At 57.0% G+C, this 24,534-nt stretch carries 24 protein-coding genes; 12 read left to right on the top strand and 12 right to left on the bottom strand.

Annotated elements, in window-relative coordinates; all coding sequences use genetic code 11:
* Window positions 1–125: 125 nt before the first annotated feature.
* The 3 genes from CWM58_RS25305 to mntR form a co-directional block, all read right to left on the bottom strand.
* The gene (locus CWM58_RS25305; protein ID WP_061155243.1) at window positions 126–1,166 is read right to left on the bottom strand and encodes an aldo/keto reductase; all 1,041 of its coding nucleotides are present in this window, start codon (window positions 1,164–1,166) and stop codon (window positions 126–128) included.
* Between the two features lie 107 nt (window positions 1,167–1,273).
* Window positions 1,274–2,386, bottom strand: a complete 1,113-nt coding sequence (locus tag CWM58_RS25310; protein WP_061155244.1) for an anion transporter — start codon at window positions 2,384–2,386, stop codon at window positions 1,274–1,276.
* Window positions 2,383–2,856, bottom strand: coding sequence for a manganese-binding transcriptional regulator MntR (gene mntR / locus CWM58_RS25315; protein WP_008805779.1), 474 nt, complete (start codon window positions 2,854–2,856; stop codon window positions 2,383–2,385). The genes CWM58_RS25310 and mntR overlap by 4 nt, the downstream gene beginning before the upstream one ends.
* A 185-nt stretch (window positions 2,857–3,041) precedes the next feature.
* Here mntR and mntS point away from each other — a divergent pair, with 185 nt between their 5' ends.
* Together mntS and CWM58_RS25325 are read left to right on the top strand one after the other, a co-directional pair.
* On the top strand, window positions 3,042–3,167 hold the full coding sequence (gene mntS / locus CWM58_RS25320) for a manganase accumulation protein MntS (RefSeq protein ID WP_012968653.1): 126 nt from the start codon (window positions 3,042–3,044) through the stop codon (window positions 3,165–3,167).
* A 268-nt stretch (window positions 3,168–3,435) separates the two neighbouring features.
* The gene (locus CWM58_RS25325) at window positions 3,436–5,016 is read left to right on the top strand and encodes a phosphoethanolamine transferase (RefSeq protein WP_100682082.1); all 1,581 of its coding nucleotides are present in this window, start codon (window positions 3,436–3,438) and stop codon (window positions 5,014–5,016) included.
* A gap of 95 nt (window positions 5,017–5,111) precedes the next feature.
* Here CWM58_RS25325 and ompX read toward each other — a convergent pair whose 3' ends face one another.
* On the bottom strand, window positions 5,112–5,627 hold the full coding sequence (ompX, locus tag CWM58_RS25330) for an outer membrane protein OmpX (protein ID WP_008805777.1): 516 nt from the start codon (window positions 5,625–5,627) through the stop codon (window positions 5,112–5,114).
* A 351-nt stretch (window positions 5,628–5,978) separates the two neighbouring features.
* Here ompX and rhtA point away from each other — a divergent pair, with 351 nt between their 5' ends.
* The 6 genes from rhtA (at window position 5,979) to ybiO (ending at window position 12,596) form a co-directional block, all read left to right on the top strand.
* Entirely contained in the window at window positions 5,979–6,866 is an 888-nt protein-coding gene (gene rhtA, locus CWM58_RS25335; RefSeq protein WP_061155246.1) for a threonine/homoserine exporter RhtA, read from the top strand.
* A 237-nt stretch (window positions 6,867–7,103) separates the two neighbouring features.
* The gene (gene dps, locus CWM58_RS25340) at window positions 7,104–7,607 is read left to right on the top strand and encodes a DNA starvation/stationary phase protection protein Dps (RefSeq protein WP_004886200.1); all 504 of its coding nucleotides are present in this window, start codon (window positions 7,104–7,106) and stop codon (window positions 7,605–7,607) included.
* Between the two features lie 430 nt (window positions 7,608–8,037).
* Window positions 8,038–8,784: a glutamine ABC transporter substrate-binding protein GlnH gene (glnH, locus tag CWM58_RS25345; RefSeq protein ID WP_061155247.1), complete on the top strand. Its 747-nt coding sequence runs from the start codon at window positions 8,038–8,040 to the stop codon at window positions 8,782–8,784.
* 125 nt (window positions 8,785–8,909) lie between these two features.
* Complete coding sequence (glnP, locus tag CWM58_RS25350) at window positions 8,910–9,569, top strand: glutamine ABC transporter permease GlnP (RefSeq protein ID WP_002895837.1); 660 nt, start codon at window positions 8,910–8,912, stop codon at window positions 9,567–9,569.
* Window positions 9,566–10,288 carry a glutamine ABC transporter ATP-binding protein GlnQ gene (gene glnQ, locus CWM58_RS25355; protein WP_008805775.1) on the top strand — a complete coding sequence of 241 codons (723 nt, stop codon included), beginning with the start codon at window positions 9,566–9,568 and terminating at the stop codon, window positions 10,286–10,288. The genes glnP and glnQ overlap by 4 nt, the downstream gene beginning before the upstream one ends.
* A 112-nt stretch (window positions 10,289–10,400) precedes the next feature.
* Window positions 10,401–12,596, top strand: coding sequence for a mechanosensitive channel protein (ybiO, locus tag CWM58_RS25360; protein WP_100682083.1), 2,196 nt, complete (start codon window positions 10,401–10,403; stop codon window positions 12,594–12,596).
* Window positions 12,597–12,598: 2 nt separating this feature from the next.
* Here ybiO and rlmF read toward each other — a convergent pair whose 3' ends face one another.
* Entirely contained in the window at window positions 12,599–13,513 is a 915-nt protein-coding gene (gene rlmF / locus CWM58_RS25365; protein ID WP_061155249.1) for a 23S rRNA (adenine(1618)-N(6))-methyltransferase RlmF, read from the bottom strand.
* 96 nt (window positions 13,514–13,609) lie between these two features.
* Between rlmF and CWM58_RS25370 the strand changes: the two genes are divergently transcribed.
* The 4 genes from CWM58_RS25370 (at window position 13,610) to ybiJ (ending at window position 15,458) form a co-directional block, all read left to right on the top strand.
* Entirely contained in the window at window positions 13,610–14,224 is a 615-nt protein-coding gene (locus CWM58_RS25370; RefSeq protein WP_100682084.1) for a flavin reductase family protein, read from the top strand.
* 140 nt (window positions 14,225–14,364) lie between these two features.
* Window positions 14,365–14,625, top strand: a complete 261-nt coding sequence (locus CWM58_RS25375) for a DUF1471 domain-containing protein (RefSeq protein ID WP_074386616.1) — start codon at window positions 14,365–14,367, stop codon at window positions 14,623–14,625.
* A 20-nt stretch (window positions 14,626–14,645) separates the two neighbouring features.
* Window positions 14,646–14,912: a DksA/TraR family C4-type zinc finger protein gene (locus tag CWM58_RS25380; protein WP_002895824.1), complete on the top strand. Its 267-nt coding sequence runs from the start codon at window positions 14,646–14,648 to the stop codon at window positions 14,910–14,912.
* A gap of 285 nt (window positions 14,913–15,197) precedes the next feature.
* Window positions 15,198–15,458, top strand: a complete 261-nt coding sequence (gene ybiJ / locus CWM58_RS25385) for a DUF1471 family protein YbiJ (RefSeq protein ID WP_004176772.1) — start codon at window positions 15,198–15,200, stop codon at window positions 15,456–15,458.
* Between the two features lie 108 nt (window positions 15,459–15,566).
* On the opposite strand, the gene ybiB is transcribed toward ybiJ, so the two are convergent.
* The 7 genes from ybiB to CWM58_RS25420 form a co-directional block, all read right to left on the bottom strand.
* Window positions 15,567–16,535 carry a DNA-binding protein YbiB gene (ybiB, locus tag CWM58_RS25390; RefSeq protein ID WP_100682085.1) on the bottom strand — a complete coding sequence of 323 codons (969 nt, stop codon included), beginning with the start codon at window positions 16,533–16,535 and terminating at the stop codon, window positions 15,567–15,569.
* 29 nt (window positions 16,536–16,564) lie between these two features.
* Window positions 16,565–18,721, bottom strand: a complete 2,157-nt coding sequence (dinG, locus tag CWM58_RS25395) for an ATP-dependent DNA helicase DinG (RefSeq protein ID WP_100682086.1) — start codon at window positions 18,719–18,721, stop codon at window positions 16,565–16,567.
* Between the two features lie 187 nt (window positions 18,722–18,908).
* A complete protein-coding gene (rhlE, locus tag CWM58_RS25400; RefSeq protein WP_008805766.1) occupies window positions 18,909–20,264 on the bottom strand; it encodes an ATP-dependent RNA helicase RhlE in 1,356 nt (451 codons plus the stop codon).
* 216 nt (window positions 20,265–20,480) lie between these two features.
* Entirely contained in the window at window positions 20,481–21,473 is a 993-nt protein-coding gene (locus tag CWM58_RS25405; protein WP_100682087.1) for a transketolase family protein, read from the bottom strand.
* Window positions 21,473–22,318: a transketolase gene (locus tag CWM58_RS25410; RefSeq protein WP_016160531.1), complete on the bottom strand. Its 846-nt coding sequence runs from the start codon at window positions 22,316–22,318 to the stop codon at window positions 21,473–21,475. Before CWM58_RS25410 ends, CWM58_RS25405 begins: the two co-directional genes overlap by 1 nt.
* Before the next feature lie 13 nt (window positions 22,319–22,331).
* Window positions 22,332–23,081: an SDR family NAD(P)-dependent oxidoreductase gene (locus CWM58_RS25415; RefSeq protein WP_100682088.1), complete on the bottom strand. Its 750-nt coding sequence runs from the start codon at window positions 23,079–23,081 to the stop codon at window positions 22,332–22,334.
* A 50-nt stretch (window positions 23,082–23,131) separates the two neighbouring features.
* Window positions 23,132–24,463 carry an MFS transporter gene (locus tag CWM58_RS25420; protein ID WP_012542385.1) on the bottom strand — a complete coding sequence of 444 codons (1,332 nt, stop codon included), beginning with the start codon at window positions 24,461–24,463 and terminating at the stop codon, window positions 23,132–23,134.
* Window positions 24,464–24,534 lie beyond the last annotated feature (71 nt).

The raw sequence follows: 24,534 nt of genomic DNA on the forward strand, positions 1-24,534 counted from the left end.
AAATTCATGACTAGTCATATACAAAAAATACGCCGCGGAAGCAAAAGACGGATCGTTTTCTGTGAGCCAGACAAACAAAAAAGATCGCCGCAAGCGGCGATCTTTAGAGGTAAGTGGAAACGGCGTTACTGCGCGTCAAGCTGATGACGACGATATTCCCCCTGGCGCTCCAGCATCCAGCCCGGATATTCGCGCGGCAGGGCGCTGACCGCATCAAGCTGGCGCAACTCATCTTCGCTCAGGCGAATAGCGGTCGCAGCGATGTTATCCTGCAACTGTTCGGCCCGTTTGGCGCCAATAATGACACTGGTCACCGCCGGCTGATGCAGCAGCCACGCCAGGGCAATCTGCGCCACCGATACCCCTTTTGCTTCAGCTATCACCCGCATGACGTCGATGCAATCAAATGCGCGCGCTTTATCCACCGGCGGAAAGTCGAACGCCAGGCGACGCCCCCCCGCTTCCGCCTCGCCGTCGCGGCGGTATTTCCCGCTCAACAGGCCGCCCGCCAGCGGGCTCCAGACCATCAGGCCGAGGCCTTCACTTTGCAGCATCGGCACCAGCTCGCGTTCCAGGTCACGCCCGGCGATAGTGTAGTAGGCCTGCAGAGAAGCAAACCGGGAGAGTCCAAGGCGTTCCGCTATGCCCAGCGCTTTGGCGATTTGCCAGGCCGCCCAGTTAGAAACACCGATGTAGCGCACGTGGCCCTGCTGTACCAGGGTATCCAGGGCCGACAGCGTCTCTTCGATCGGCGTCGCCGGATCGAAGCCGTGCAATTGATAGAGATCGATATGATCGAGCTGCAGGCGGCGCAGGCTCTCTTTCACGCTGCCCATGATGTGGTACCGTGAGCTGCCGCGAGAGTTCACGCCAGCGGTGCCGGTTTCGCCAAACACTTTGGTCGCCACCACCACGTTTTCACGCGGGATTTTCAGGTTTTTCAGCGCCTGGCCGGTAATCTCTTCAGAGCGCCCTTCCGAGTAGACGTTGGCGGTATCGATAAAGTTGATCCCAGCGTCCAGCGCGCTGCCGACCAGTTGCTCGGCTTCGGCCTGGCGCAGCTGGCCGATTTTGCCCCACATCCCTTCTTCGCCGCCGAAGGTCATGGTGCCCAGGCACAGCTCAGAGACAAACAGACCGGTATTGCCCAGTTTTTGATATCGCATAGCACTCTCCTCAACAGGATGATTAACGTCAGCGGTATAGTTATACCGCTGAGTCGAGGCGTGCGAATGGGGTGTTTCTGTCAGTTTCTTGCCCAATTCTGCAGAAATTAGGCGCAGAGTTTGAAGAGCCAATAGCCGCTGATGGCCGCCCACAGCAGCATAGGAATGGAGTAAAGATGGAAGCGCCACCAGATCCGCCGATCGCTGGCCATGCGCAGGGCGATGATATTGGCCAGCGATCCTGGCAGCAGGCCAAAGCCGCCCACGTTAACCGCCCAGGCGAGCAGTATCGACGGCGGGACATAGTTGAGCAGCAGAATGGTCGAGGGCACATTACTGATCACCTGCGACAGGCCGATGGCGGTCAGCCACAGTCCGCCGCCGGAAAGCGTCCCGACGCCGCTCAGCACATGATGCAGCGCCGGAAGCTGGGTCAGCAGGTGGACATCGATAAACATCACCATAAACACCAGCAGCAGCGACCAGTCCACATGGACGATCACCGCCCGGGCCAGTATCAGGAAGCCCAGCAGCACCAGCGCCAGACCCCACAGCGCCTGATTCATCTCCAGCGCGGTCAGGAACACCAGATACAATCCCAGACAGCTCCAGACCAGCTTAGGCTGCCACGATGGCGCCTTATCGCTACTCTGGTAGCTGAGCCGGTTTGCCGGGAAACAGAACCAGCACAGCACCAGCAGAGTCAACATCATTGCCGCCGCCAGGGGTAGCATCTGGCCGATAAACCCGACGAAAGAGAGACCGGACCGTCCCCACAGCAAAATGTTTTGCGGGTTGCCGATCGGCGTCAGCAGAGACCCGGCGTTGACCGCCAGCGCTTCGAAGATAATCAGACGGTTAACCGGGATCGCGCACCACTTTTTCAGCGTCAGCGTCAGCGGCACCACAATAAACAAGGCGACATCGTTGGTCAGGAAGGTGGATAAGAGCGCCGCCGCCAGCACCATAAAGATGGCCAGCTGGCGCTCAGTCACGAAGCGGCGAGCCATTTTCCGTCCCAGCACGTCAAAGTAGCCGCTCAGTTCAATGCCCTTGGTCAACAGCATCAGGCCGCTGAGCGTGATGATGGTATGCCAGTCAATGGCCGCCGGCCAGCTTGCCGGGACAAACGGCACGATGGCGCTGAGCACGCAGGCGATAATCAGCAGCAGGTGTAAAAAACGGTCGCGCAGCAGCGACTGAACGAAGGGAAGAGTCATGCTTCCTGGGATCCCTGTTTCTGGGTAAATTTCAGGAACATCGCCAGCGTCTCTTCACTCACGTGATGCTCCATTCCCTCCGCATCGCGGCGGGCAATCTCCGGACTGACGCCAATCGCCAGCAGAAAGTTTTCCACAATCTGGTGGCGCTCGCGACTTTCCTGGGCCAGCTTTTCCCCTTCCGGGGTTAAGAAGATCCCGCGCCAGGGGATCTGTTCGATTAGCCCCACGCTGGCCAGGCGTTTAAGCATTTTGGCGACCGTAGGCTGCGAAACGCCAAGACGCGCCGCCATATCCACCTGGCGCGCCTCCCCCACTTCGTTGATCAGATCGGAGATCAGCTCCACATAGTCATCGATCAGCTCGCGGCGATGCGCTTCCCGCACCTGACGGAAACCCTCAACGTGCTCTTCAACATTTACTAACTGCGTCACTTTTTTTGTTATTGGCTTACCTGCGCGACGGTTCATTGTGCTTCCTCATTCGTGTGACGCGTCAAGCATCATATAAAAAGATCCACATTGTAATGGATTGCGCCAAGAGCACAAAAAATTAACGTTTTAGCCATAGCTATAAAATATAGCCTGTGCTATATCTGTATGTAATGCAAACAGCCATCAAGGATTGACGGCGTGAACAGGCAGGAGGAGAGCAGATGAATGAATTCAAGAGGTGCTTAAACGTGTTTAGCCATTCACCCTTTAAAGTACGACTAATGCTGATCGGTATGCTGTGCGAGATGATTAACGGTAAACCGCAGCAGGACAAACCTCATTCCTAAGGCGGCGTCGCGGTACGCCGCTTCATTTTTCTGTCATCTTCTGCCGCTAAAATGGCCGGTTTCCCCCGTTTCCCTGACCTTTTTTCAAGTTTTGTAAGCGCCCTCGCAAAACAATCTGTTATGTCTGGTTGACCTTACCATTTACAAGCCCTATCTTTGCACAGCCCTGCCACATTCGCGGCTCGCAGAGACCCTCTTCGCGCACTGTCCAGCAGGTTTTCCCCCTTGATGCCAGGGGATGCGCATGGCCTCTTTTTGATTGTTTACTATGAATGTCACCACCCTGAAAAATACGCTGGTCGCCCGCCGACTGGCACTGAACCCATGGACAGGATTCTACTTTTTACAGTCGCTATTAATTAACCTGGCGCTGGGCTATGAATTTAGCCTGCTCTATACCGTGGCATTTACCTGCGTGTTACATCTTTTGTGGCGTGCCTTTCCACGCGTTCAGAAAGGGGTGGTCGGTGCCTATTCGCTGCTGGCGGCTCTCTACTACCCCTTTGGCCAGGCCTACGGCGCCCCCAACTTCAATACGTTGCTGGCGCTTCACGCCACCAATGTGGAAGAATCCACGGAAATTCTGACCATCTTCCCGTGGTACAACTATCTGCTGGCGGTCTTCATTTTCGCGCTGGGGATCATTGCGGTTCGCCGCAGGATCGTTGAGCCATCCCGCTGGGGAAAAATGGAGACCCTGGGCCTGCTGTTCAGCATCGGGATTTTCTTTCTGCAGCCGGTGCAGAATCTCGCCTGGGGCGGCGTGTTCAAGGTGATTGACACCGGTTATCCGGCCTTTCGTTTTGTGAAAGACGTGGTGGTGAATAATAACGAGGTGCTGGACGAGCAGGCGCGAATGGCGCAGCTGGCCGGCATGAAAGACAGCTGGCACGTGCTGGCGGTGAAGCCAAAGTACCATATCTATGTGGTGGTGATTGGCGAAAGCGCCCGCCGCGACGCCCTCGGCGCCTTCGGTGGCCACTGGGACAACACGCCGTTTGCCAGCTCGGTAAACGGTTATCTGTTTAACAACTATGTCGCCGCCAGCGGCTCGACGCAGAAATCGCTCGGCCTGACGCTTAACCGGGTAGTCGACGGTAAACCGCAGTTTCAGGATAACTTTGTCACCCTTGCCAACCGCGCGGGTTTCCAGACCTGGTGGTTCTCCAACCAGGGGCAGATTGGCGAGTACGACACCGCTATCGCCAGCATTGCCAAACGTGCGGATGAAGTCCAGTTCCTGAAAAACGGCGATTTCGAGGCCAATAAAAATACCCAGGACGAGCAGTTATTAAAGCTGACCGAACAGGTACTCTCTACACAGCGCACCCAGCCGCAGCTGATCGTCCTGCATCTGATGGGTTCTCACCCGCAGGCCTGCGACCGGACCAAAGGCAAGTACACGGTTTTCGTCCAGTCGAAAGAGACTTCCTGTTATCTCTACAGCATGACGCAGACCGACTCGCTGCTGGCTAAGCTCTACAGCCAGTTGCAAAACTCCGGCGATACCTTTTCACTGACCTACTTTTCCGATCATGGTCTGGCGTTCAAGGAGCGGGGAAAAGAGGTGCAGTATCTGGCGCATGACGATAAGTTCCAGCAGAACTTCCAGGTGCCGTTTATGGTGCTGTCCAGCGATGACAACGCGCATAAAGTGATTAAAGCGCAGCGGTCAGCGAATGATTTCCTCAGTTTCTTCTCCCAGTGGACCGGGATCAAGGCGGCGGAACTCGTCCCGCGCTATCGTTTTATCTCTGAGCAAAAGGCCGGTCCGGTGTACATCACCAACTTCCAGCTGCAGAAGGTTGACTACACCCACCTCGGCAGCGATGAGTTCACTGTCAACTAAGACGACTCGTTCAGCCCGGTCAACCGCCCGGGCTGGCCGTCAACAGGCAAAAAAAATCCGCCCCGTGAGGCGGATTTTTTATATCACAGGAGTGATTAGAAGCGGTAACCCACGCCAGCAATCCAGGTACCGACGTCAACGTTACGAATACGAGACTGCTCGTAGGAGAAGTCCAGGGCAACGTTTTCGATCGGGTTGAACTGCAGACCAGCACCGTAGGAGAAACCGTAGTCGCTCATATCGGATTTCTGGTTCGGGAAGTTGTTGTTCTGGAATTTACCGTAACCAACACCCACTACGCCGTAGATGCTTGCCCAGTCGTTCAGACGGTAAGCCGGACCTGCGGTGATGCCGTAGTACTGACCTTTGTTGTAAGTACCGTTGCTGGTGTTATCCTTTTCAGTGTAGGTGAAGGAACCGATAACGCCCAGTGGGTTGTTATCTTGCTCGTAACGGTATTTCAGGTTGAAACCGCCAGCTTTGTTCGCTTTACCCTGCATGTCGCTCTGCGCGTAACCGCCAGTGACGGTAGAAGTTGCAGCAAATGCAGTGGTACCTACGGATGCAGCCAGAACAACGGCCAGTGCTGAAAGACGTGCAATTTTATTCATAACCACCTCAAATGTGTTTCTAATAAGTCCTAAGCCTTAAATATATCAAAAACTTTTGGGAAACTCTTTGGAGTTTACATTGTCTAACATACTTTTTCATGTAACTAAAAGTTTCCATACTTCTATAACAATATGGAAAACAACAATATTTGGCGTTAACGTACATCTTAACGCTCATTAAGAAATTCGCAAGCATCCAGATTAATCCTAATCGCCTGGCGAATTTCTCAGCAACGTGCGCCATTCTACTGTTTTTGCCCCTGTTTTTTTCAACATTAGCTCAACCGTCAGCAGGTTATTCCAGTACACTGGAACTTTTACGACTTTTGACAAAACCTGACAGGAGAAAGGATGCCCGGTCCATCCCGAAAAGCGGCGGCATGGTTGCCAATTCTGGTGATTTTAGTCGCCATGACATCGATTCAGAGCGGCGCCTCGCTCGCCAAATCGCTGTTCCCCTTGGTCGGCGCCCCGGGCGTCACCGCCCTGCGTCTGGCGCTCGGGACGCTGATTCTGGTGGTCGTGTTCAAGCCATGGCGGTTACGTTTCTCCCCAGCACAGCGTGTGCCGCTGCTGCTGTACGGCCTGGCGCTCGGCGCGATGAACTATCTCTTTTACTTATCCCTGCAGCGCATTCCGCTCGGCGTGGCGGTGGCCCTGGAGTTTACCGGCCCGCTGGCGGTGGCGCTGTTTGGTTCGCGCCGACCGCTGGATTTCGTCTGGGTGGCGCTGGCGATCCTCGGGCTGTGGTATCTCCTGCCGCTGGGGCAGAACGTGGCGCAGGTCGATTTAACCGGCGCGCTGTTTGCCCTGGGCGCCGGCGCCTGTTGGGCAGTCTATATTCTGACCGGGCAACGCGCCGGTGAGGAACACGGTCCGGCCACGGTGGCGATGGGGTCGCTCATCGCCTCGTTGGTGTTTGTTCCGTTAGGCATAGCGCAGGCCACGGATACGCTGTGGCAGTGGTCGCTGCTGCCGATGGGTCTGGGGATTGCTATTCTCTCAACCGCACTGCCCTACTCCCTTGAAATGATGGCCTTGACGCGCCTGCCGACGCGCACCTTCGGCACACTGATGAGCCTCGAACCGGCGTTAGCCGCCCTTTCCGGTATGGTCTTCCTCGGCGAAACGTTGAAGCTCTCCCAGACTCTGGCGCTGGGCGCGATCATTATCGCCTCAATGGGCGCCACGCTGACCATGCAGCGACAAAGTAAAATCGAGCAAGTCGATATCAATTAACATTCTGTTACGCCGCCGGCCCGTGAGAAATCCGGGCCGTTCAGCTAAATATAACCATATGATATTTAGCGAATTTCAAAATAACCAACCACTTTGCGCTATCGAAGTGATATGGCCTGCCGATGCCTCACTCTTTGAAACCCTTGCTATACTTAGTCCCGAAGTTACCTGGGACAACGCTCCACATCATTCAGATTTGAAGTGTGACGAGCATCAATATCAAGAGGATATGAAACGATGAGTACCGCAAAACTGGTTAAATCAAAAGCATCTAATCTGGTCTATACCCGCAACGATGTCGCTGACAGCGAAAAGAAAGCGACCATTGAGCTGTTGAATCGCCAGGTGATCCAGTTCATTGACCTGTCACTTATCACCAAGCAGGCACACTGGAATATGCGCGGTGCGAACTTTATCGCCGTGCACGAAATGCTGGATGGCTTCCGTACCGCGCTAACCGAGCACCTGGACACCATGGCGGAGCGTGCCGTGCAGCTGGGCGGCGTCGCACTGGGCACCACTCAGGTCATTAACAGCAAAACGCCGCTGCAGAGCTACCCGCTCGATATCCATCACGTTCAGGATCACCTGAAAGCGCTGGCTGACCGCTATGCCGTCGTCGCTAACGACGTACGCAAGGCGATTGGTGAAGCCAAAGACGAGGATACCGCGGATATTTTCACCGCGGCCTCCCGCGATCTGGATAAATTCCTGTGGTTCATCGAAGCGAATATCGAGTAAGGCTTTGCCGCCGGTCGCAACGCGGTCGGCGGCGCCTTTGCTTTTCCCTCCCCCACCTTTCTGTTTTCCGTTCTATCTGTTATCCCTTCTTTGCTTTCATTCCCCGCTGACCTTGCACCGTTTTAGGGCGCCAAATTGATGAAAATGCGCACAAAAGTAAAACAATTGTAATAATCACCTCACACAATCGTTACGCCGAGATTGTTTTCCCATCAGGGTTTGCGCTAAAAATGTGCTCGTTATTCAGCAACTCTATAACGCACCAAAGTGACGCCCCATCATGGTGCAGTTAGTGCCTGTCGTGATCGAAATTGTGCAACCTCTCGCGCTTCGTTTGTTGAAAAACAACAGCTTGTAAAAGTGGCACGATTTTTTCATTAGGCTAGTCGTTCTCGCAGGGGATCGTCCCGTGGATATAAAAGGAAATGCTATGAAGTCTGTATTTAAAGTTTCACTGGCTGCACTGACCCTGGCTTTTGCGGTTTCTTCCCATGCCGCCAATAAGACCCTGGTTGTCGCCACCGATACGGCGTTCGTCCCGTTCGAATTTAAGCAAGGCGATAAATATGTCGGGTTTGACGTTGACCTGTGGGCGGCTATCGCCAAAGAGCTGAAGCTCGACTACACCCTGAAGCCAATGGACTTCAGCGGCATTATCCCGGCGCTGCAAACTAAAAATATCGATCTGGCGCTGGCCGGGATCACCATCACCGACGAGCGTAAAAAAGCGATCGATTTCTCCGATGGCTACTACAAAAGCGGCCTGCTGGTGATGGTCAACGCCAATAATAACGACATCAAAGATGTGAAAGATCTGAACGGCAAAGTGGTCGCGGTGAAGGGCGGTACCGGCTCCGTTGACTACGCGAAAGCCAATATCAAAACCAAAGATCTACGTCAGTTCCCAAACATCGATAACGCCTACATGGAACTGGGTACCGGCCGCGCTGATGCCGTGCTGCACGATACGCCAAATATTCTGTACTTCATCAAAACCGCGGGCAACGGCAAGTTCAAAGCGGTAGGCGAATCACTGGAAGCGCAAAACTACGGTATCGCTTTCCCGAAAGGCAGCGACGAGCTGCGTGAGAAAGTGAACGGTGCGCTGAAAACGCTGCGCGAGAACGGTACCTACAACGAAATTTATAAAAAATGGTTCGGCACTGAACCAAAATAATAAGAACACACTTCGCCGGACGCAGGTCCGGCGACACCACAACGGTCTTCCGGCACAGGCTACGCGGGAGACAGTATTTTGGCAGAGGATTTCCTCTGCTCTCGACACGGTAACAGGAACGTATTATGCAGTTTGACTGGAGTGCCATCTGGCCTGCCATTCCGATTTTGCTGGAAGGCGCCAAAATGACGCTGTGGATTTCCGTCCTCGGCCTGGCCGGCGGTCTGATAATCGGCCTGGTGGCCGGTTTCGCCCGCTGCTTCGGCGGCTGGATCGCCAACCACATCGCACTGGTGTTTATTGAAATCATTCGCGGCACCCCGATTGTGGTGCAGGTTATGTTCATCTACTTTGCGCTGCCGATGGCCTTTAGCGACCTGCGCATCGACCCCTTCTCCGCAGCGGTAGTGACCATCATGATTAACTCGGGCGCCTATATCGCGGAAATTACCCGCGGCGCGGTGCTCTCCATTCATAAAGGCTTCCGCGAAGCGGGCCTGGCGCTTGGTCTGTCGCGTCGCGAAACCATTCGCCACGTGATCCTGCCGCTGGCGCTGCGCCGCATGCTGCCGCCGCTGGGCAACCAGTGGATTATCAGCATCAAGGACACCTCGCTGTTCATCGTCATCGGCGTCGCCGAACTGACCCGTCAGGGACAGGAGATCATCGCGGGCAACTTCCGCGCCCTGGAAATCTGGAGCGCCGTTGCTGTTATCTACCTGATTATTACCCTGGTCCTGAGCTTTATTCTGCGTCGTCTTGAAAGAAGGATGAAAATCCTGTGATTGAATTTAAAAACGTCTCCAAGCACTTTGGCCCAACCCAGGTGCTGCATGATATCTCCCTGAAAATTAATCAGGGTGAAGTGGTGGTCATTATCGGCCCGTCCGGATCTGGTAAATCAACGATGCTACGCTGCATCAATAAACTGGAAGAGATCACCAGCGGCGATCTGATTGTCGATGGCCTGAAGGTCAACGACCCGAAAGTTGACGAACGTCTGATTCGTCAGGAAGCCGGGATGGTATTTCAGCAGTTTTATCTGTTCCCGCACCTGACGGCGCTGGAGAACGTCATGTTTGGTCCGCTGCGGGTGCGCGGCGCCAGCAAGCAGGCGGCAGAGAAGCAGGCGAAAGATCTGCTGGCGAAAGTCGGCCTGGCAGAGCGCGCGCATCACTATCCGTCCGAACTGTCCGGCGGCCAGCAGCAGCGTGTGGCGATCGCCCGCGCGCTGGCGGTGAAGCCGAAGATGATGCTGTTTGATGAGCCCACCTCCGCGCTCGACCCGGAACTGCGCCATGAAGTGCTCAAAGTGATGCAGGATCTGGCTGAAGAGGGGATGACCATGGTGATCGTAACCCACGAAATCGGCTTTGCCGAAAAAGTGGCCTCGCGATTGATCTTTATCGACAAAGGACGCATTGCTGAAGACGGCAACCCGCAGGAGCTGGTGAAGAATCCGCCAAGCCCGCGCCTGCGCGAATTCCTGCAGCACGTCGCCTGACCCGCAACGGCTCTCTTCCCCCGCGGAGAGAGCCGCTTTTCCAGATTCCTCTTCCCTCCCCTTCCGCCATCGGCTTCTATACTTACCCGTTTACGTTGCAACGGAGGTGCCCATGCCGTGGATCCTGCTTTTGCTCGCTGCGCTGTTTACTGCCCCGCTTTCCGCCGCCGCCCTGCCCGGCGTGCCGACAGCTAACGCCGATAAAACCAGCGCCAGCGAACCCGATGCGGAACAGAAAAGAGCGGCCTACGCCGCGCTGGCTGACGTGCTGGCTAACGACAGCGCCCGTCAGGAGCTCATTGACCAGTTGCGTAAAGCGGCCGCCACGCCGCCGCCAGACAGCACCCCGACGCTGACGCCGCCGGCGGTGAAAGAAGAGACCACGGTGCTGGAGAACGTCACGCAGATCAGCCGGGAATACGGCGAGCAGCTCTCGTCGCGCTTCTCTCAACTGTGGCGCAATATCACCGGCTCACCGCATAAACCCTTTAATTCGCAAACCTTCACCAGCGCGGCCTGGCATTTTTTACTGCTGGCCGGCCTGGTGTTTGCCTTCTGGTGGCTGGTACGTCTCGCGGCGCTGCCGCTGTATCGCAAAATGGGTGAATGGGGGCGGCATAAAAACCGCGATCGCGGAAACTGGCTCCAGCTGCCCCTGACCATCGCCGGGGCGTTTGTTATCGACCTGCTGCTGCTGGCGCTGACCCTGTTTGTCGGCCAGTTGTTAAGCGATCGCCTGAATGGTAATAACCCCACCATCGCCTTCCAGCAGAGTCTTTTCCTCAACGCCTTCGCGTTGATCGAGTTTTTTAAAGCCATTCTGCGGCTCATTTTCTGCCCGCGCATCCCGGCGCTCCGGCCCTTTAACCTCAGCGACGAAGCCGCGTCATACTGGAGCCTGCGCCTGAGCGCGCTCAGCAGCCTGATTGGCTATGGCCTGATCGTCGCGGTGCCGATTATCTCCAATCAGGTGAATGTTCAGGTTGGCGCGCTGGCTAACGTCGTCATCATGCTGTGCATTACGCTGTGGGCGCTGTACCTGATTTTTCATAACAAGACCTTGATTACGCAGGGGCTAATCCATCTGGCCGACCGTTCGCTCTCCTTCTTTAGCCTGTTTATCCGCGCCTTCGCGCTGGTCTGGCACTGGCTGGCCTGCGCCTACTTTGTGGTGCTCTTTTTCTTCTCCCTGTTCGACCCGGGCAATAGCCTGAAATTCATGATGGGCGCCACCCTGCGCAGCCTGGCCATTATCGGCGGCGCGGCGCTGGTGTCCGGCATCCTGTCGCGCTGGATAGCCAAAACCATCACCCTGTCACCCGCCACCCAGCGCAATTATCCTGAGCTGCAAAAGCGGCTGAATGGCTGGATCTCCGCCTCGCTGAAGGCCGCGCGCATTCTCACCGTCTGCGTCGCCGTCATGCTGCTGCTGAGCGCCTGGGGCCTGTTTGACTTCCGCGAATGGCTGCATAACGATGCCGGGCAAAAAACGGTGGATGTGCTGATCCGCATCGCCCTCATCCTCTTCTTCTCTGCCATCGGCTGGACGGTGCTGGCCAGCCTGATCGAAAACCGGCTGGCCTCGGATATCCATGGTCGCCCGCTGCCCAGCGCGCGGGCCCGGACGCTGCTGACCCTGTTTCGCAACGCGCTGGCGGTGGTGATCAGCACCATCACGGTGATGATCCTGCTTTCGGAGATTGGGGTTAACATTGCGCCGCTGCTGGCGGGCGCCGGGGCGTTAGGGCTGGCGATTTCGTTTGGCGCGCAAACGCTGGTTAAAGATATTATCACCGGCATATTTATCCAGTTTGAGAACGGGATGAATACCGGCGACCTGGTCACCATCGGCCCTTTGACCGGCACCGTGGAACGAATGTCGATTCGCTCCGTGGGGGTACGGCAGGATACCGGCGCCTATCACATTATTCCCTGGTCCTCGATTACCACCTTTGCCAACTTCGTGCGCGGCATTGGCTCGGTGGTCGCCAACTATGATGTCGACCGTCACGAGGATCTGGATAAAGCCAGCCAGGCGCTGAAGGCGGCGGTGGACGATCTGCTGGCCCAGGAGGAGATCCGCGGCCTGATCATTGGCGAGCCGTCGTTCGCCGGGCTGGTGGGGCTGAGCAATACCGCCTTCACGCTACGCGTCAGCTTCACTACCCTGCCGCTGAAGCAGTGGACGGTGCGCTTTGCCCTCGACACTCAGGTGAAAAAGCACTTCGACCGCGCCGGGGTTCGCGCCCCGATACAGACCTGGCAACAGCTGCCGATGCCGGGCTCAGATAGCCCGGCCGCCGAGTAGCGTTAGAACGGACGGCGGCGTTTGGCGTCGTCCATAAAGCTCCAGGCGATAAACCGGCTCTGCTTTTGCCCCTGGGCCATCTCTTTTTTCACCACTTTCACGGCCCCAACCTCGGTCAGCAGGCGATAGAGCGGCGGCAGATTGTCGCCGCGCGACACCAGCGAGGTAAACCATTTCACCTGGCGGGCGAAAGCCTGACTTTCGCGGATCATCTGCGAGATAAAGGCCACTTCGCCTCCTTCACACCACAGCTCCTGCTGCTGACCGCCAAAGTTAAGCCCGCTGTCGGCGCCGAGTCCGAGATTGCGGCGCTTGCGCTCACCGCCTGCCCGGGCGCTCTCTGCGGAGTCATGGAACGGCGGATTACACAGCGTGGCGTCATAGGTCTCGTTTTTGTGGATCACGCCGTGGAAGATAGCCTGGCTCTCTTTTTGCCGACGCAGACGGATCTGCCGGGTCAATCCGGGGTTGCCATTGACAATGGCCTGCGCGCTGGCGAAGGCCTCCGGGCTGATTTCGCTGCCGGTGAAGCGCCAGCCGTACTCATGAACGCCGATCAGGGGATAGATGAGGTTGGCACCCGTACCAATATCAAGGATCGTGGCTTGCTTCGGCACCTCGCCACTATCCTGCGCCAGCAGATCCGCCAGATGATGAATATAATCGGCACGCCCAGGCACCGGCGGACAGAGAAAACCGTCAGGAATGTCCCAGTGTTTAACCGCGTAAAAATGCGCCAGCAGCGCTTTATTCAACGCCTTTACCGCCTGCGGATTGGCAAAATCAATGGTCTGCTCACCCAGCGGATTGAGCGTAATGTATCCCTGCAGGTCAGGATGCGCCTGGCAGAGCGCAGGCAGGTCGTAGCGTTGATGGTGGCGGTTACGCGGGTGTAACCCCGGTTTCTGGGCTTTCATGACAATCTCCTTTGAACAGCCGCGTAAGATACCCGTTGACGGCGGCGCGGTAAATAAGGGAGTCTGGATATCTCCTTTATCCGTGACAGGTGCAGCATGTACTTTTATCAACCTTCACAGGGCCACGGCCTGCCGCATGACCCCCTGAACGCGATTATCGGGCCTCGCCCGATAGGCTGGATCGCCTCGCAGGACGCTGAGGGCCAGCGAAATCTGGCGCCATACAGCTTTTTTAACTGCTTTAACTATCGCCCGCCGATCATTGGTTTCGCCAGCAGTGGCTGGAAAGACAGCGTGCAAAATATTGTCGAGACGAAGGAGTTCGTCTGGAACCTGGCAACGCGCCCGCTGGCCGTGGCGATGAATGAAACGTCTGCCTCGATCCCGCACCATGAGGACGAGTTCGTGCGCGCCGGCCTCACCGCCGCCGCCAGCCGCCTGGTCAGCGCCCCCCGGGTCGCGGAGAGCCCGGTGAACTTTGAGTGCCGTCTGTCGCAGTGTATTCAACTCACCACCGCCGACGGTAACCCTGTCGATACGTGGCTGGTGCTTGGCGAAGTGGTCGCCGTGCATATTGATGAATCACTGCTGGACAACGGCATCTATCAAACCGCCCGCGCCCAGCCGATCCTGCGCGCCGGAGGTCCGAGCGCCTATTACAGTATTGATGACAGTCTGCGTTTTGACATGATCCGCCCTGACGCCCGCTAAATAATCTACCGGCCAGAGTACCGCTGCCCTGCGCCGGTAGCCTACAAAACGCCTTGTTTTTGCATTAAAAATTCCCTATCGCGCGGTCTGGAAAGACCTACACTTAAGCTATGTCCCATGCTGTTTATGAGGATATGCTGATGAAAATCACCTCGCTGCTGTTCGCCGCTGCGCTCACCGCTCATGCCGCCGCGGCCTCTCCCCTGCCACCGACACCCGTACTGCCCTATGACGGGCCACTCCGCCCTGTAGGTACCGTCTCCGCCTCCGGTGCCAGCACCCTTGATGATCTGGTGGCTGCCCTCGCGGATAAGGCCCACCGCCAGGGGGCGATAGCCTGGCGGGTCAATGCTGCCAGCAGCGGTAACCGACTGCACGGTTCAGCTATAATTTATCAATAACCTTTCACAGGAGGCAGACGATGGCATCAGGTTGGGCAGGCGATGGGGCCGTTCAGGATCAGATCGACAGCACCATTGACGATGCGGTGGCTCGCGCGCGCCGCGAGCTTCCGCGCGGCGAAAGCAACAAATTTTGTGATGAATGTGGAGAGCCGATTCCGGAGGCCCGTCGACAGGCCATCCCAGGAGTCAGATATTGCGTGAAGTGCCAGCAGGAGAAAGATTTACATAACAATACATTTTCAGGATATAATCGTCGCGGATCCAAGGATAGCCAGCTACGCTGACTTTCCTTTACCGTTCATGACAGCCTTTCGCATTATCTTTTCGCGCACATTTTTTGGCGGAAAAAGTCGCAATATGTGCCCTTAAACGCGTCGGTCTTCCTCGCTACGCTTCGTGGCGAAAAGAATGAGAAATAATTTATTAATAATCAGTAAATTATTAATCATTCAAAAAATTAGATGAAGACTGTGAATTTCCTTCGATTTTATCTCCCGCAAAAAAGCGTGATACTTATCACATCGACGGAACATCGTCCCCTGAACAGAACAACCTGCGAGAGATTAACTATGAAAAACATCAAATATGCTGCCGCTGCCATCGCTCTGACCGCCCTTTCCTTCGGCGCGTTTGCCGCCGAACCGGTCACCCCCGCTCAGGCTGAAAGCATGAATAAAATCGGTGTGGTGTCTGCGCAAGGCGCAACCACTTTAGATGGTCTGGAAGCAAAACTGGCTGCTAAAGCCGAAGCCGCTGGTGCGACTGGCTACAGCATTACTTCCGCTAACACCAACAACAAACTGAGCGGTACCGCGGTTATCTATAAATAATCGCTGTTCCCTCTGTAAGCCACTGAATTAACCCTGAAAAAACCTTTAATACCCTTGCCTTGCCCGTCCGAGCCACCGGACGGGCTTTTTTTTATCCTGCAGATCCGATTACCAGCAGTCGTTGACGCGGCTGAGGCCCTGCTCCAGGGTGGTGACTTCCCCGCTGGCCAGCAGACAGCAGGCAAGCTGAATTTTCAACGAGTGGGGCACCGGTTCGACGCCGGCGACGCAGCGCTCGATCCAGCGCGCGGTGACCTCGGGATCTTTCGAGGCCGGCAGGACCACCACCTCCGTTGCCGTCTCAGTCTGGCGTTCGTACAGCACCTGCACGCCCTGCTCATCGATCAGGCTGATCTGCGGGCAGCGCTGCGGGTTGGCATACACTTCGCCCTCGGTACCGTGCATCAACAGCGCGCGGCCACCGGTCTCACGAAAGAAGTTCGCCACCCGGGGAACATATTCCGGATGCGACACGCTGGAGAGACGCAATGCCTCCCCTTCACCAAACGGCGTGGCCAGCTTGGCCAGGGTATGGGCGCTGTTGCGCACGCCCATCCGCCAGCGCATCGCCAGCTGTTTCTCCAGCGGCGGACAGAAAGCCCCCACCGGGATATACACCGGTTCATGGCCCTCCAGCTGCGCCTGAGCCTGTCCGGCGTGCCGGGTGGCCGGAATGTCCAGCAGGGTAAAAATGGTCTCGGTCAGCACCCGGGTGGGATCGTGACTGACGCCATGAACCACCACCGGAAACCCCAGCTTGTGCAGGAGCATCGCCAGCAGCGGCGTCAGGTTCGCCTGCTTGCGTGCGCCGTTGTAGCTGGGGATGACAATCGGCATCGGCTTGCCGGCCGGCGGGGTAAGGCGCAGCGTATGCTGCTGCATCGCCGCGTAAAACCCTTTCATCTCCGCTTCGCCTTCGCCTTTGATGCGCAGGGCGATTAATATTCCCCCCAGCTCCAGCTCCGGCACCTCGCCGTCCAGCATCCGCGCATAGAGCGCACGGGCGGTCTCTTCATCGAGGTCACGGGCATGATTCTTACCGCGACCCACCTCTTTTATAATTTTGCTGTACTCCATGGCTCCCCCTGGTGCATCACGCGCCGGCGTCAGCGACGTTTGCGGCCTGACTGTTTTGCTGTCTGTTTTGCTTTCCGTTTTACTATAACCTCCGGGACGCCCGGCTGCTCTATGGGAAAAACAGGTAACGCGTTCAGTAGACGCGCGCCATAGTTTTTGGTCAACAGACGCTTATCGTAAATCACCACCTCTCCCCAGCAGTGATGGCTACGGATCAGACGCCCCACCTGCTGAATCAGATTAAAGGAGGCGCTGGGCAAACTCTGTACCTCGAAAGGATAACGATTGAGGCTTTTCAGCCATTCGCCTTCGGTGATCACCACCGGGCTGTCGATGGGCGGAAAGGCGATTTTATGAATATGCACCTGGCTTAGCAGATCGCCCTTTAAATCGAGACCTTCGGCAAAGGACTGCAGGCCCACCAGCACGCTGTGCTCGCCGTTTTCAACCCGTTTGCGATGCAGCTCCACCAGCCGATAGCGCGGCTGATCGCCCTGCACCAGCAGCATCAGGCGCAGATCGGTCACATGCTCCAGGAAGCGGTTCATCGCCCGCCCGCTGGCAAACAGCACCAGCATCCCGAGATGTTTCTTGCTCTCTACCTGCTGGCGAAAATAGGCCGCCATCTCGGCAATGTGCTGCTCTTCGTTATCCATCAACGGTTCATAGCGCATTTGAGGAATAATAATTTTCCCCTGCTCCACGTGATTGAACGGCGAATCCAGTGCCACGAAGCGGTCACCCGCTTTCTCCTTCAGACCGCTCATCTCCTGCAGGCGCGAGAAGCTGTTCAGAGAACGCAGCGTCGCTGACGTCACGACGATATGCGGCACGCTGCGCCACAGCAGCCGTTCCAGCTGATCGCTGACGCGGATGCCGACGCAGTGGAACCAGACATGGATCTGGCCATCGCGCACCACCCGCGTCGCCCATTTAGTCACCGGCGCACCCGAGGATTGCGCCAGCGACGCCAGGCGCCACAGCTTGCTTTGGCTTTCAAACATGCCGAGCGCGCGGTTCATCTGCAGCAGCACCCGATGCAGGCGCACCACGTCATGGCTGCCGGTCTTTTCGCTGAGATCGTTAAGAAACAGCTCCGCCAGCCCGCGCAGCATCTCGGTGAGCTTCGCCAGCCGCTGGCAGATCTCCATCACCTCCTGCGGCAGTTCGCCCATCGGGAAGCGATGCTCCGCTTCCTGACCGGCGGGCATGTAGAGATTGAGAATATTATTCAACGACGCAATCAGCTCGAACAGCTCTTCGCAATGGCCGGTGAGCCGCTCCGGATTGGCCAGCGGCGGTGTGGTTTTCGGACGAAACTGCTCCATGCAGGTGGCGACCAGCTTGCAGAACAGATCCAGCTGCAGGCGAAACCAGGGGGCGGTGATCTCAGCGCTCATCTCCAGCGCGTCGCGGGCGACGTCCGGCAGATGATGGCCTTCATCGAGGACCAACAGCAGGTTTTTCGGTTCCGGCAGCACGGCCTCGCTCTCCATCGCCGCCATCACCAGCGCATGGTTGGCCACCACCACTTCCGCCTCCTGAATTTCCCGCCGTGCCACGAAGAACGGGCACTCGCGATAGTAGTGGCAGTTGCGGTTCAGGCAGCTGGCCTTATCGGTGCTCAGCCGGCTCCACAGCGCGTCATCGATGGCTTTATCGGTATGATCGCGCAGGCCGTCCCAGCGGTAGCTGTCGAGGTCCTGCTTCAGGGTCGCACACAGCTTCTGCTCGGCCTGGTTGTTCGGGGTGAGATCGTCATCGAGAAAGGCCAGCAGATCCTGCTGTGACGGCTCGGTGCTGGCCAGCGCCGTCAGGTTACGCGGGCAAACGTAGCGCCCACGGCCAAAGGCGGCGGTAAAGCGCAGGTCGGGAATGATTTTACGCAGCAGCGGCAGGTCTTTACTGTAGATTTGATCCTGCAGGGCGACGTTGGCAGTGCTGACCACCAGCGTTTTTTGTTCCTCCCGGGCGATGGCTATGCCCGGGATCAGGTATGACAGCGTTTTACCGACGCCGGTCGGCGCTTCGATAGCCAGATGCCTGCCCTCTTCCCCGGCGAGCGTTTTCGCCACATCGGCGATCATCTGCCGCTGCGGGGGGCGGGGAATAAAGTCCGGGATCTGTTCCTGAAGCGCCTTATACCAGGCGGCGATTTGCGCTTTCAGCGCAGCGGTCAAAGCCATGAGAAAACCTGAATACTGTATAAACAGCCACTATTGTGCCATTTTTGCCCGCCCGGAGGTATTGCTTTCTGCTGAGTGTGGAAGCGTGCTCGACAAATAGTGTAATGGAAAGAAAAAGGCCCGTCGCCGCGTAGCGGACAGACGGGCCTGAGCCGGGCCGCGTAATCGCGGCCGGGGCATCAGCGTGTTATTCGCCAGCCGGTTTACGCGGGCGACGGCGGCGCGGCGGTTTGCCGTCCTGCGTACGCGCTTTCGGCGCCTCGCCGTCCTGACGGCGCGGGGCGCTGTTCTGGCTGCGCGGCTGTCCGCTGCGTCCCTGACCCTGGCCACCGCGTCCCTGACCTTGCCCACGACCGCCGCCGCGCTGCTGGCGACCGTTCTGGATAGGTTCGGCTTTAATGGACGGATCCGGCTCATAGCCGGCAATCGCAATGCGCGGGATCTCTTTTTTCAGCAGGCGCTCGATATCGCGCAGCAGCTTATGCTCATCCACACACACCAGCGATAAGGCTTCGCCGGTGGCCGCCGCGCGACCGGTACGGCCGATACGGTGGACGTAATCTTCCGGTACGTTCGGCAGCTCGTAGTTCACCACGTGCGGCAGCTCTTCGATATCCAGACCACGGGCGGCGATATCGGTCGCCACCAGCACGCGAATGCCGCCGGATTTAAAGTCGGCCAGCGCGCGGGTACGCGCTCCCTGGCTCTTGTTGCCATGGATCGCCGCGCTGCGGATGCCGTCTTTATTAAGCTGCTCCGCGAGGTGGTTGGCGCCATGCTTGGTGCGGGTAAACACCAGCACCTGCTGCCAGTTGCCTTCGCCGATCAGCTGCGACAACAGTTCGCGCTTGCGGTTCTTATCAACGAAATGGACGTGCTGGGTGATCTGCTCGGACGCGGTGTTGCGACGCGCCACTTCCACTTCCAGCGGGTTGTGCAGCAGTTTCTCGGCCAGGCCCTTGATCTCGTCGGAGAAGGTCGCCGAGAACAGCAGGTTCTGACGACGCGCCGGCAGTTTGGCCAGTACGCGACGAATGTCATGGATAAAGCCCATATCCAGCATGCGGTCCGCTTCGTCCAGCACGAGGATTTCCACGCTATCAAGGCTGACCGCGTTCTGATGTTCGAGGTCCAGCAGACGGCCCGGGGTGGCGACGAGGATGTCGACGCCACCGCGCAGTTTCATCATCTGCGGGTTGATGCTCACGCCGCCGAATACCACCAGCGAGCGAATATTCAGGTATTTGCTGTAGTCGCGGACGTTCTCGCCCACCTGCGCCGCCAGCTCACGGGTTGGGGTCAGGATCAGCGCGCGCACCGGGCGGCGGCCTTTTGCGTGCGGCTCTTTGTCAATCAGACGCTGCAGCAGCGGCAGGGTAAAGCCCGCCGTCTTACCGGTGCCGGTCTGGGCGCTGGCCATCAGATCGCGCCCCTGCATTACCGCCGGGATAGCCTGCTGTTGGATAGGGGTCGGCTCAACGTAGCCCTGCTCAGCGACAGCGCGCAGGATATCGGGATTCAGGCCAAGGGAATCAAAAGACATAACAACTCCGAACCGCCCCGGCCCGGTGAAGGGCGTAGTTTTCAGGGAGATTATTGCGATAAGAGATGGCAAAAACCACAATGCCATGAAGGGGCGCATTCTAGCAGATTTTGTGACAGGCCGCATAAAATCTGCCAAAAGAATGCCGCGCTTGTCTGGCGGGGGGAAGAAGGCCACTGAGTGCGCTCAGCGGCCAGGTGTGTCATCGCAGAACGATTAACGCAGACGATACTTGATTTTTTCAACGATCTTCGCGGTGGAAATACCGTAACGATCGTGGAGGGTCGGCAGCGCGCCGGCTAACAGGAACGCGTCAGGGAGCCCTACGATATCCAGCTCACAGCGCACACCCTTACGCATCAGCAGCGCGGCCACCGCCTCCCCTAGCCCGCCGACCGCGGTGTGGTTTTCCGCAGTCACCACCAGACGACCCGGCTTCGACGCCTGTTCAATAATCGCTTTTTCATCCAGCGGTTTGATGGTTGGCACGTGCAGGACCGCCACGCTGATGTTATCGGCCCGCAGCTTTTCAACCGCCTCCAGCGCGCGCATGGTCATCAGCCCGGAGGAGATGATCAGCACATCGTTGCCGTCCTCCAGCAGCTTCGCTTTGCCCAGTTCGAACTGATAGTCGTATTTATCCAGCACCAGCGGCACCTTACCGCGCAGCAGGCGCATATACACCGGCCCCTGGTGATCGGCAATGGCCGGTACCGCCTGCTCTATCTCCAGCGCATCGCAAGGATCGACGATGACCATGCCGGGGATACCGCGCATAATCGCCAGATCTTCAGTGGCCTGATGGCTAGGCCCGTAGCCGGTTGTCAGGCCCGGCAGCGCCGCGCAGATCTTCACGTTCAGATGCTCTTCGGCGATGACCTGATGAATAAAATCATAGGCGCGACGGGTGGCAAAGGCAGCATAGGTGGTGGCGAAAGGAATAAACCCCTCCTTCGCCATCCCCCCCGCCGCCGCCATCAGCAGCTGCTCGGCCATGCCCATCTGGAAAAAACGATCCGGGAAGGCCTGGGCGAAAATATGTAGATCGGTATATTTTGACAGGTCCGCGGTCATGCCGACGATTTCCGGACGCTGCGCCGCCAGTTTTGACAGCGCGACGCCGAAGGGCGCAGAGATGGTCGCCTGGCCTTCATCGGCAATCGAGGCGATCATCGCCGACGTTTTTAAACGGGGTTGACTCTGGCTCATTACAGCACTCCTTCTGGTTTGTTAGCGTCCAGCACCGCAATCGCTTTTTGCCATTCGTCGGCATCGACGCGAATAAAATGGTTTTTATCGCGGGTTTCGAGGAACGGCACCCCTTTGCCCATCAGCGTGTCGCATAAAATGACCCGCGGCTGGTTGCCGGAATAACTTTTCGCGTTGTCAAAAGCGGCCATCACCGCTGGCAGATCGTTACCGTCCACGCGCTGTACGTACCAGCCGAAGGCGGCCCATTTTTCATGCAGCGGCTCAAAGCCGAGGATTTTGCGTGAATCGCCGTCGGCCTGCTGTTTGTTGACGTCGACAAGGTTAATCAAGTTGCTCAGGCCATAGTGAGCCGCCGACATCGCCGCTTCCCAGGTCGACCCTTCGTCCAGCTCCCCATCGGACATGGAGTTGTAGACCCAGGCCGTGCTCTGTTTCTGCCGCAGCCCAAGCGCCATGCCGACGGCAATGGACAGCCCCTGTCCCAGCGAACCGCCGGACATCTCCATGCCTGGGGTGTAGGTCGCCATGCCGGACATCGGCAGGCGGCTGTCGTCGGAACCGTAAGTTTCCAGCTCGGCTTCCGGGATAATGCCCGCCTCCAGCAGCGCGGCATAATAAGCGATAGCGTAATGGCCATGAGATAGCAGGAAGCGATCGCGCCCCTCCCACTCGGGATCTTCCGGGCGATAGGTCATGGCGTGGCTGAAGGCGGTGGCCAGCACATCGGCATAGCCCAGCGCCTGGCCGATATAGCCCTGCCCCTGTACTTCCCCCATTTGCAGGGCGTAACGGCGAATACGCCACGCCGCTGCAGCGACTTTTTGTGATTCGGTCATCTTCATCTGTTTGCCTCGCTTAGTGAATTAACATGCCGCCGTTAACGTCCAGGGTGATACCGGTGGAATAGGAAGAGAGGTCGCTGCCGAGGAACAGCGCGGCGCGCGCGATGTCTACCGCGTCGCCGAGGCGGTTCATCGGGATCCCGGCAAGAATGTTGGCCGTCATGTCGTCAGTCAGCTTGCCGGCGGTAATGTCGGTCTGAATCAGCCCCGGGGTAATGCAGTTAACGCGGACGTTATCCGGACCAAGCTCGCGCGCCATCGCCCGCGCCAGACCCAGCACCCCGGCTTTTGCCGCGCTGTAGTGCGGGCCGCCGAAGATACCGCCGCCGCGCTGGGCGGAAACGGACGAGATGCAGACAATGCTGCCGGATTTTTGCGCCCGCATGGTGGGAATAACCGCCTGCGACATCAGCAGCGTGCCGCGCAGGCTGACATCGAGCACTGCGTCATAATTGGCGCGCTTGATATCCATCAGCTTCAGCGGTTGGGTAATCCCGGCGTTATTCACCAGCACATCAACCCGGCCATATTTCGCCAGAATTTGTTCGATGGCCGCCTGTACCTCCACTTCATCAGCGACGTTCGCCGCCAGGCCGAGATGACCTTCGCCTAATGCCGCCGCCGCGGTTTTGCTGGCTTCACCATTGAGGTCGATAATGACCACTTTCGCGCCGTTGTCGGCGAATAATTTCGCGGTGGCAAAGCCCAAACCGCGTGCGGAGGCCGCGCCAGTAATAATGGCGACTTTATCTTTTAATAACATAGTTTCACTCCATGACATTACGTCATATTAATTAACAGGATATATTTCCGTTATTGTGGTTCATCGAGGAAAAGAATCACCACCAAGCCAATGGCGGCGCAGATACCAAAATAGGTAAATACAGAATTAAAACTCCCGGTTTTATCAAGTAAGAAACCGGCTGCCATCGGCGCGACAAATCCACCGAGGTTGCCGCCGCTATTAATTATGGAAGAGGCGATTGGATAGGTTTTGCTGTCCGAAACGGCCATACCGTAGGCGGTAAAAGCCGGCCAGCCGATATTTAAACAAAAGCCGACAAAGAATAATCCAATACAGACCGCCAGGGTGCTTGCCGGGATATTCAGCATAATTAACATCATGACCACCGTTGACACGGCAGTAAACATCATGGTGGGTTTACGTCGGCGGCCCAGGACTTTATCTGAAATCCACCCGCCGCCAATCGCGCCAATAAAGCCGCCGATGCACGGCATACTGGCCACGAAACCCATACTCATTACATCAAAGCCACGCTCTTTGACTAAGTACAGCGGGATCCAGGTTAATAATCCGTACAGCACGCTAACCATCATAAAATACGCTAGGCAGTCACCGAGAATATTTTTTGAGGTGAATAAGCCTTTCGCCGTATCAATTGGCGCCATCTTCTTTACCCGAATGATTTTATCCAGCCAGGTGAATCGATCGGCAATTAATATATTTTCGCGTACGCTATTATTATGACTTTCACGCCCGGCATTAATCTCTGCCAGTTCACTTTGTGAAACAAATCCGCTTTCTGATGGCTTTGACTTCACCAATAGATACCAGGCTATCGCTGCCACAATCCCGGGTATCGCGAAGGAGAAAAAGACCCACCGCCAGCCCCAGGTCACCGCAATCCACACCGCCAGCGGCGGGACAATAATCGGCGCAAACATGGTCGCCGCGATGTAAACGCCGGTTGCCGTGGCTTTCTCTTTTGGTGGAAACCAGTTATTTATGGTGGAAGCCAGCCCCACCGGGCAAGGCCCTTCGCTTAGCCCCAGTCCCAGACGCACCAGCTTCAGGCCAAACACGGAGCTCACCGTGCCCATCAGCCAGGTAAAGGCGGAGAAGCCGAAAATGGACAGCGAAACCAGCCCCCGGGTACCGCGTTTGGCGATGAAAAAACCGGCCGGGATCTGGCTTACCGCATAGCCGAGGAAAAACATACTGGCGATGGCCCCGGCTTCAAAATTATTGATATGAAACTCATCAATGATAAACGGCAGAACCGCGCCAATATTGGTTCTGTCGGCGTAATTGATGGCATACACCAGGAAAATCATCGTCAAAACCACGAAACGATATTTCGTTTTCCTGGCGTCAGTACAGACTAGTGTATCTATACGTGACATAGGGTTTCCTCATCTTATACCTCATCCACTTCGCTGCCCGTTGCCGCTTCGGATCACCGCGTTTTCACTTT

The organism is Klebsiella sp. H-Nf2 (assembly GCF_002806645.1).
GTDB lineage: Bacteria > Pseudomonadota > Gammaproteobacteria > Enterobacterales > Enterobacteriaceae > Klebsiella > Klebsiella variicola.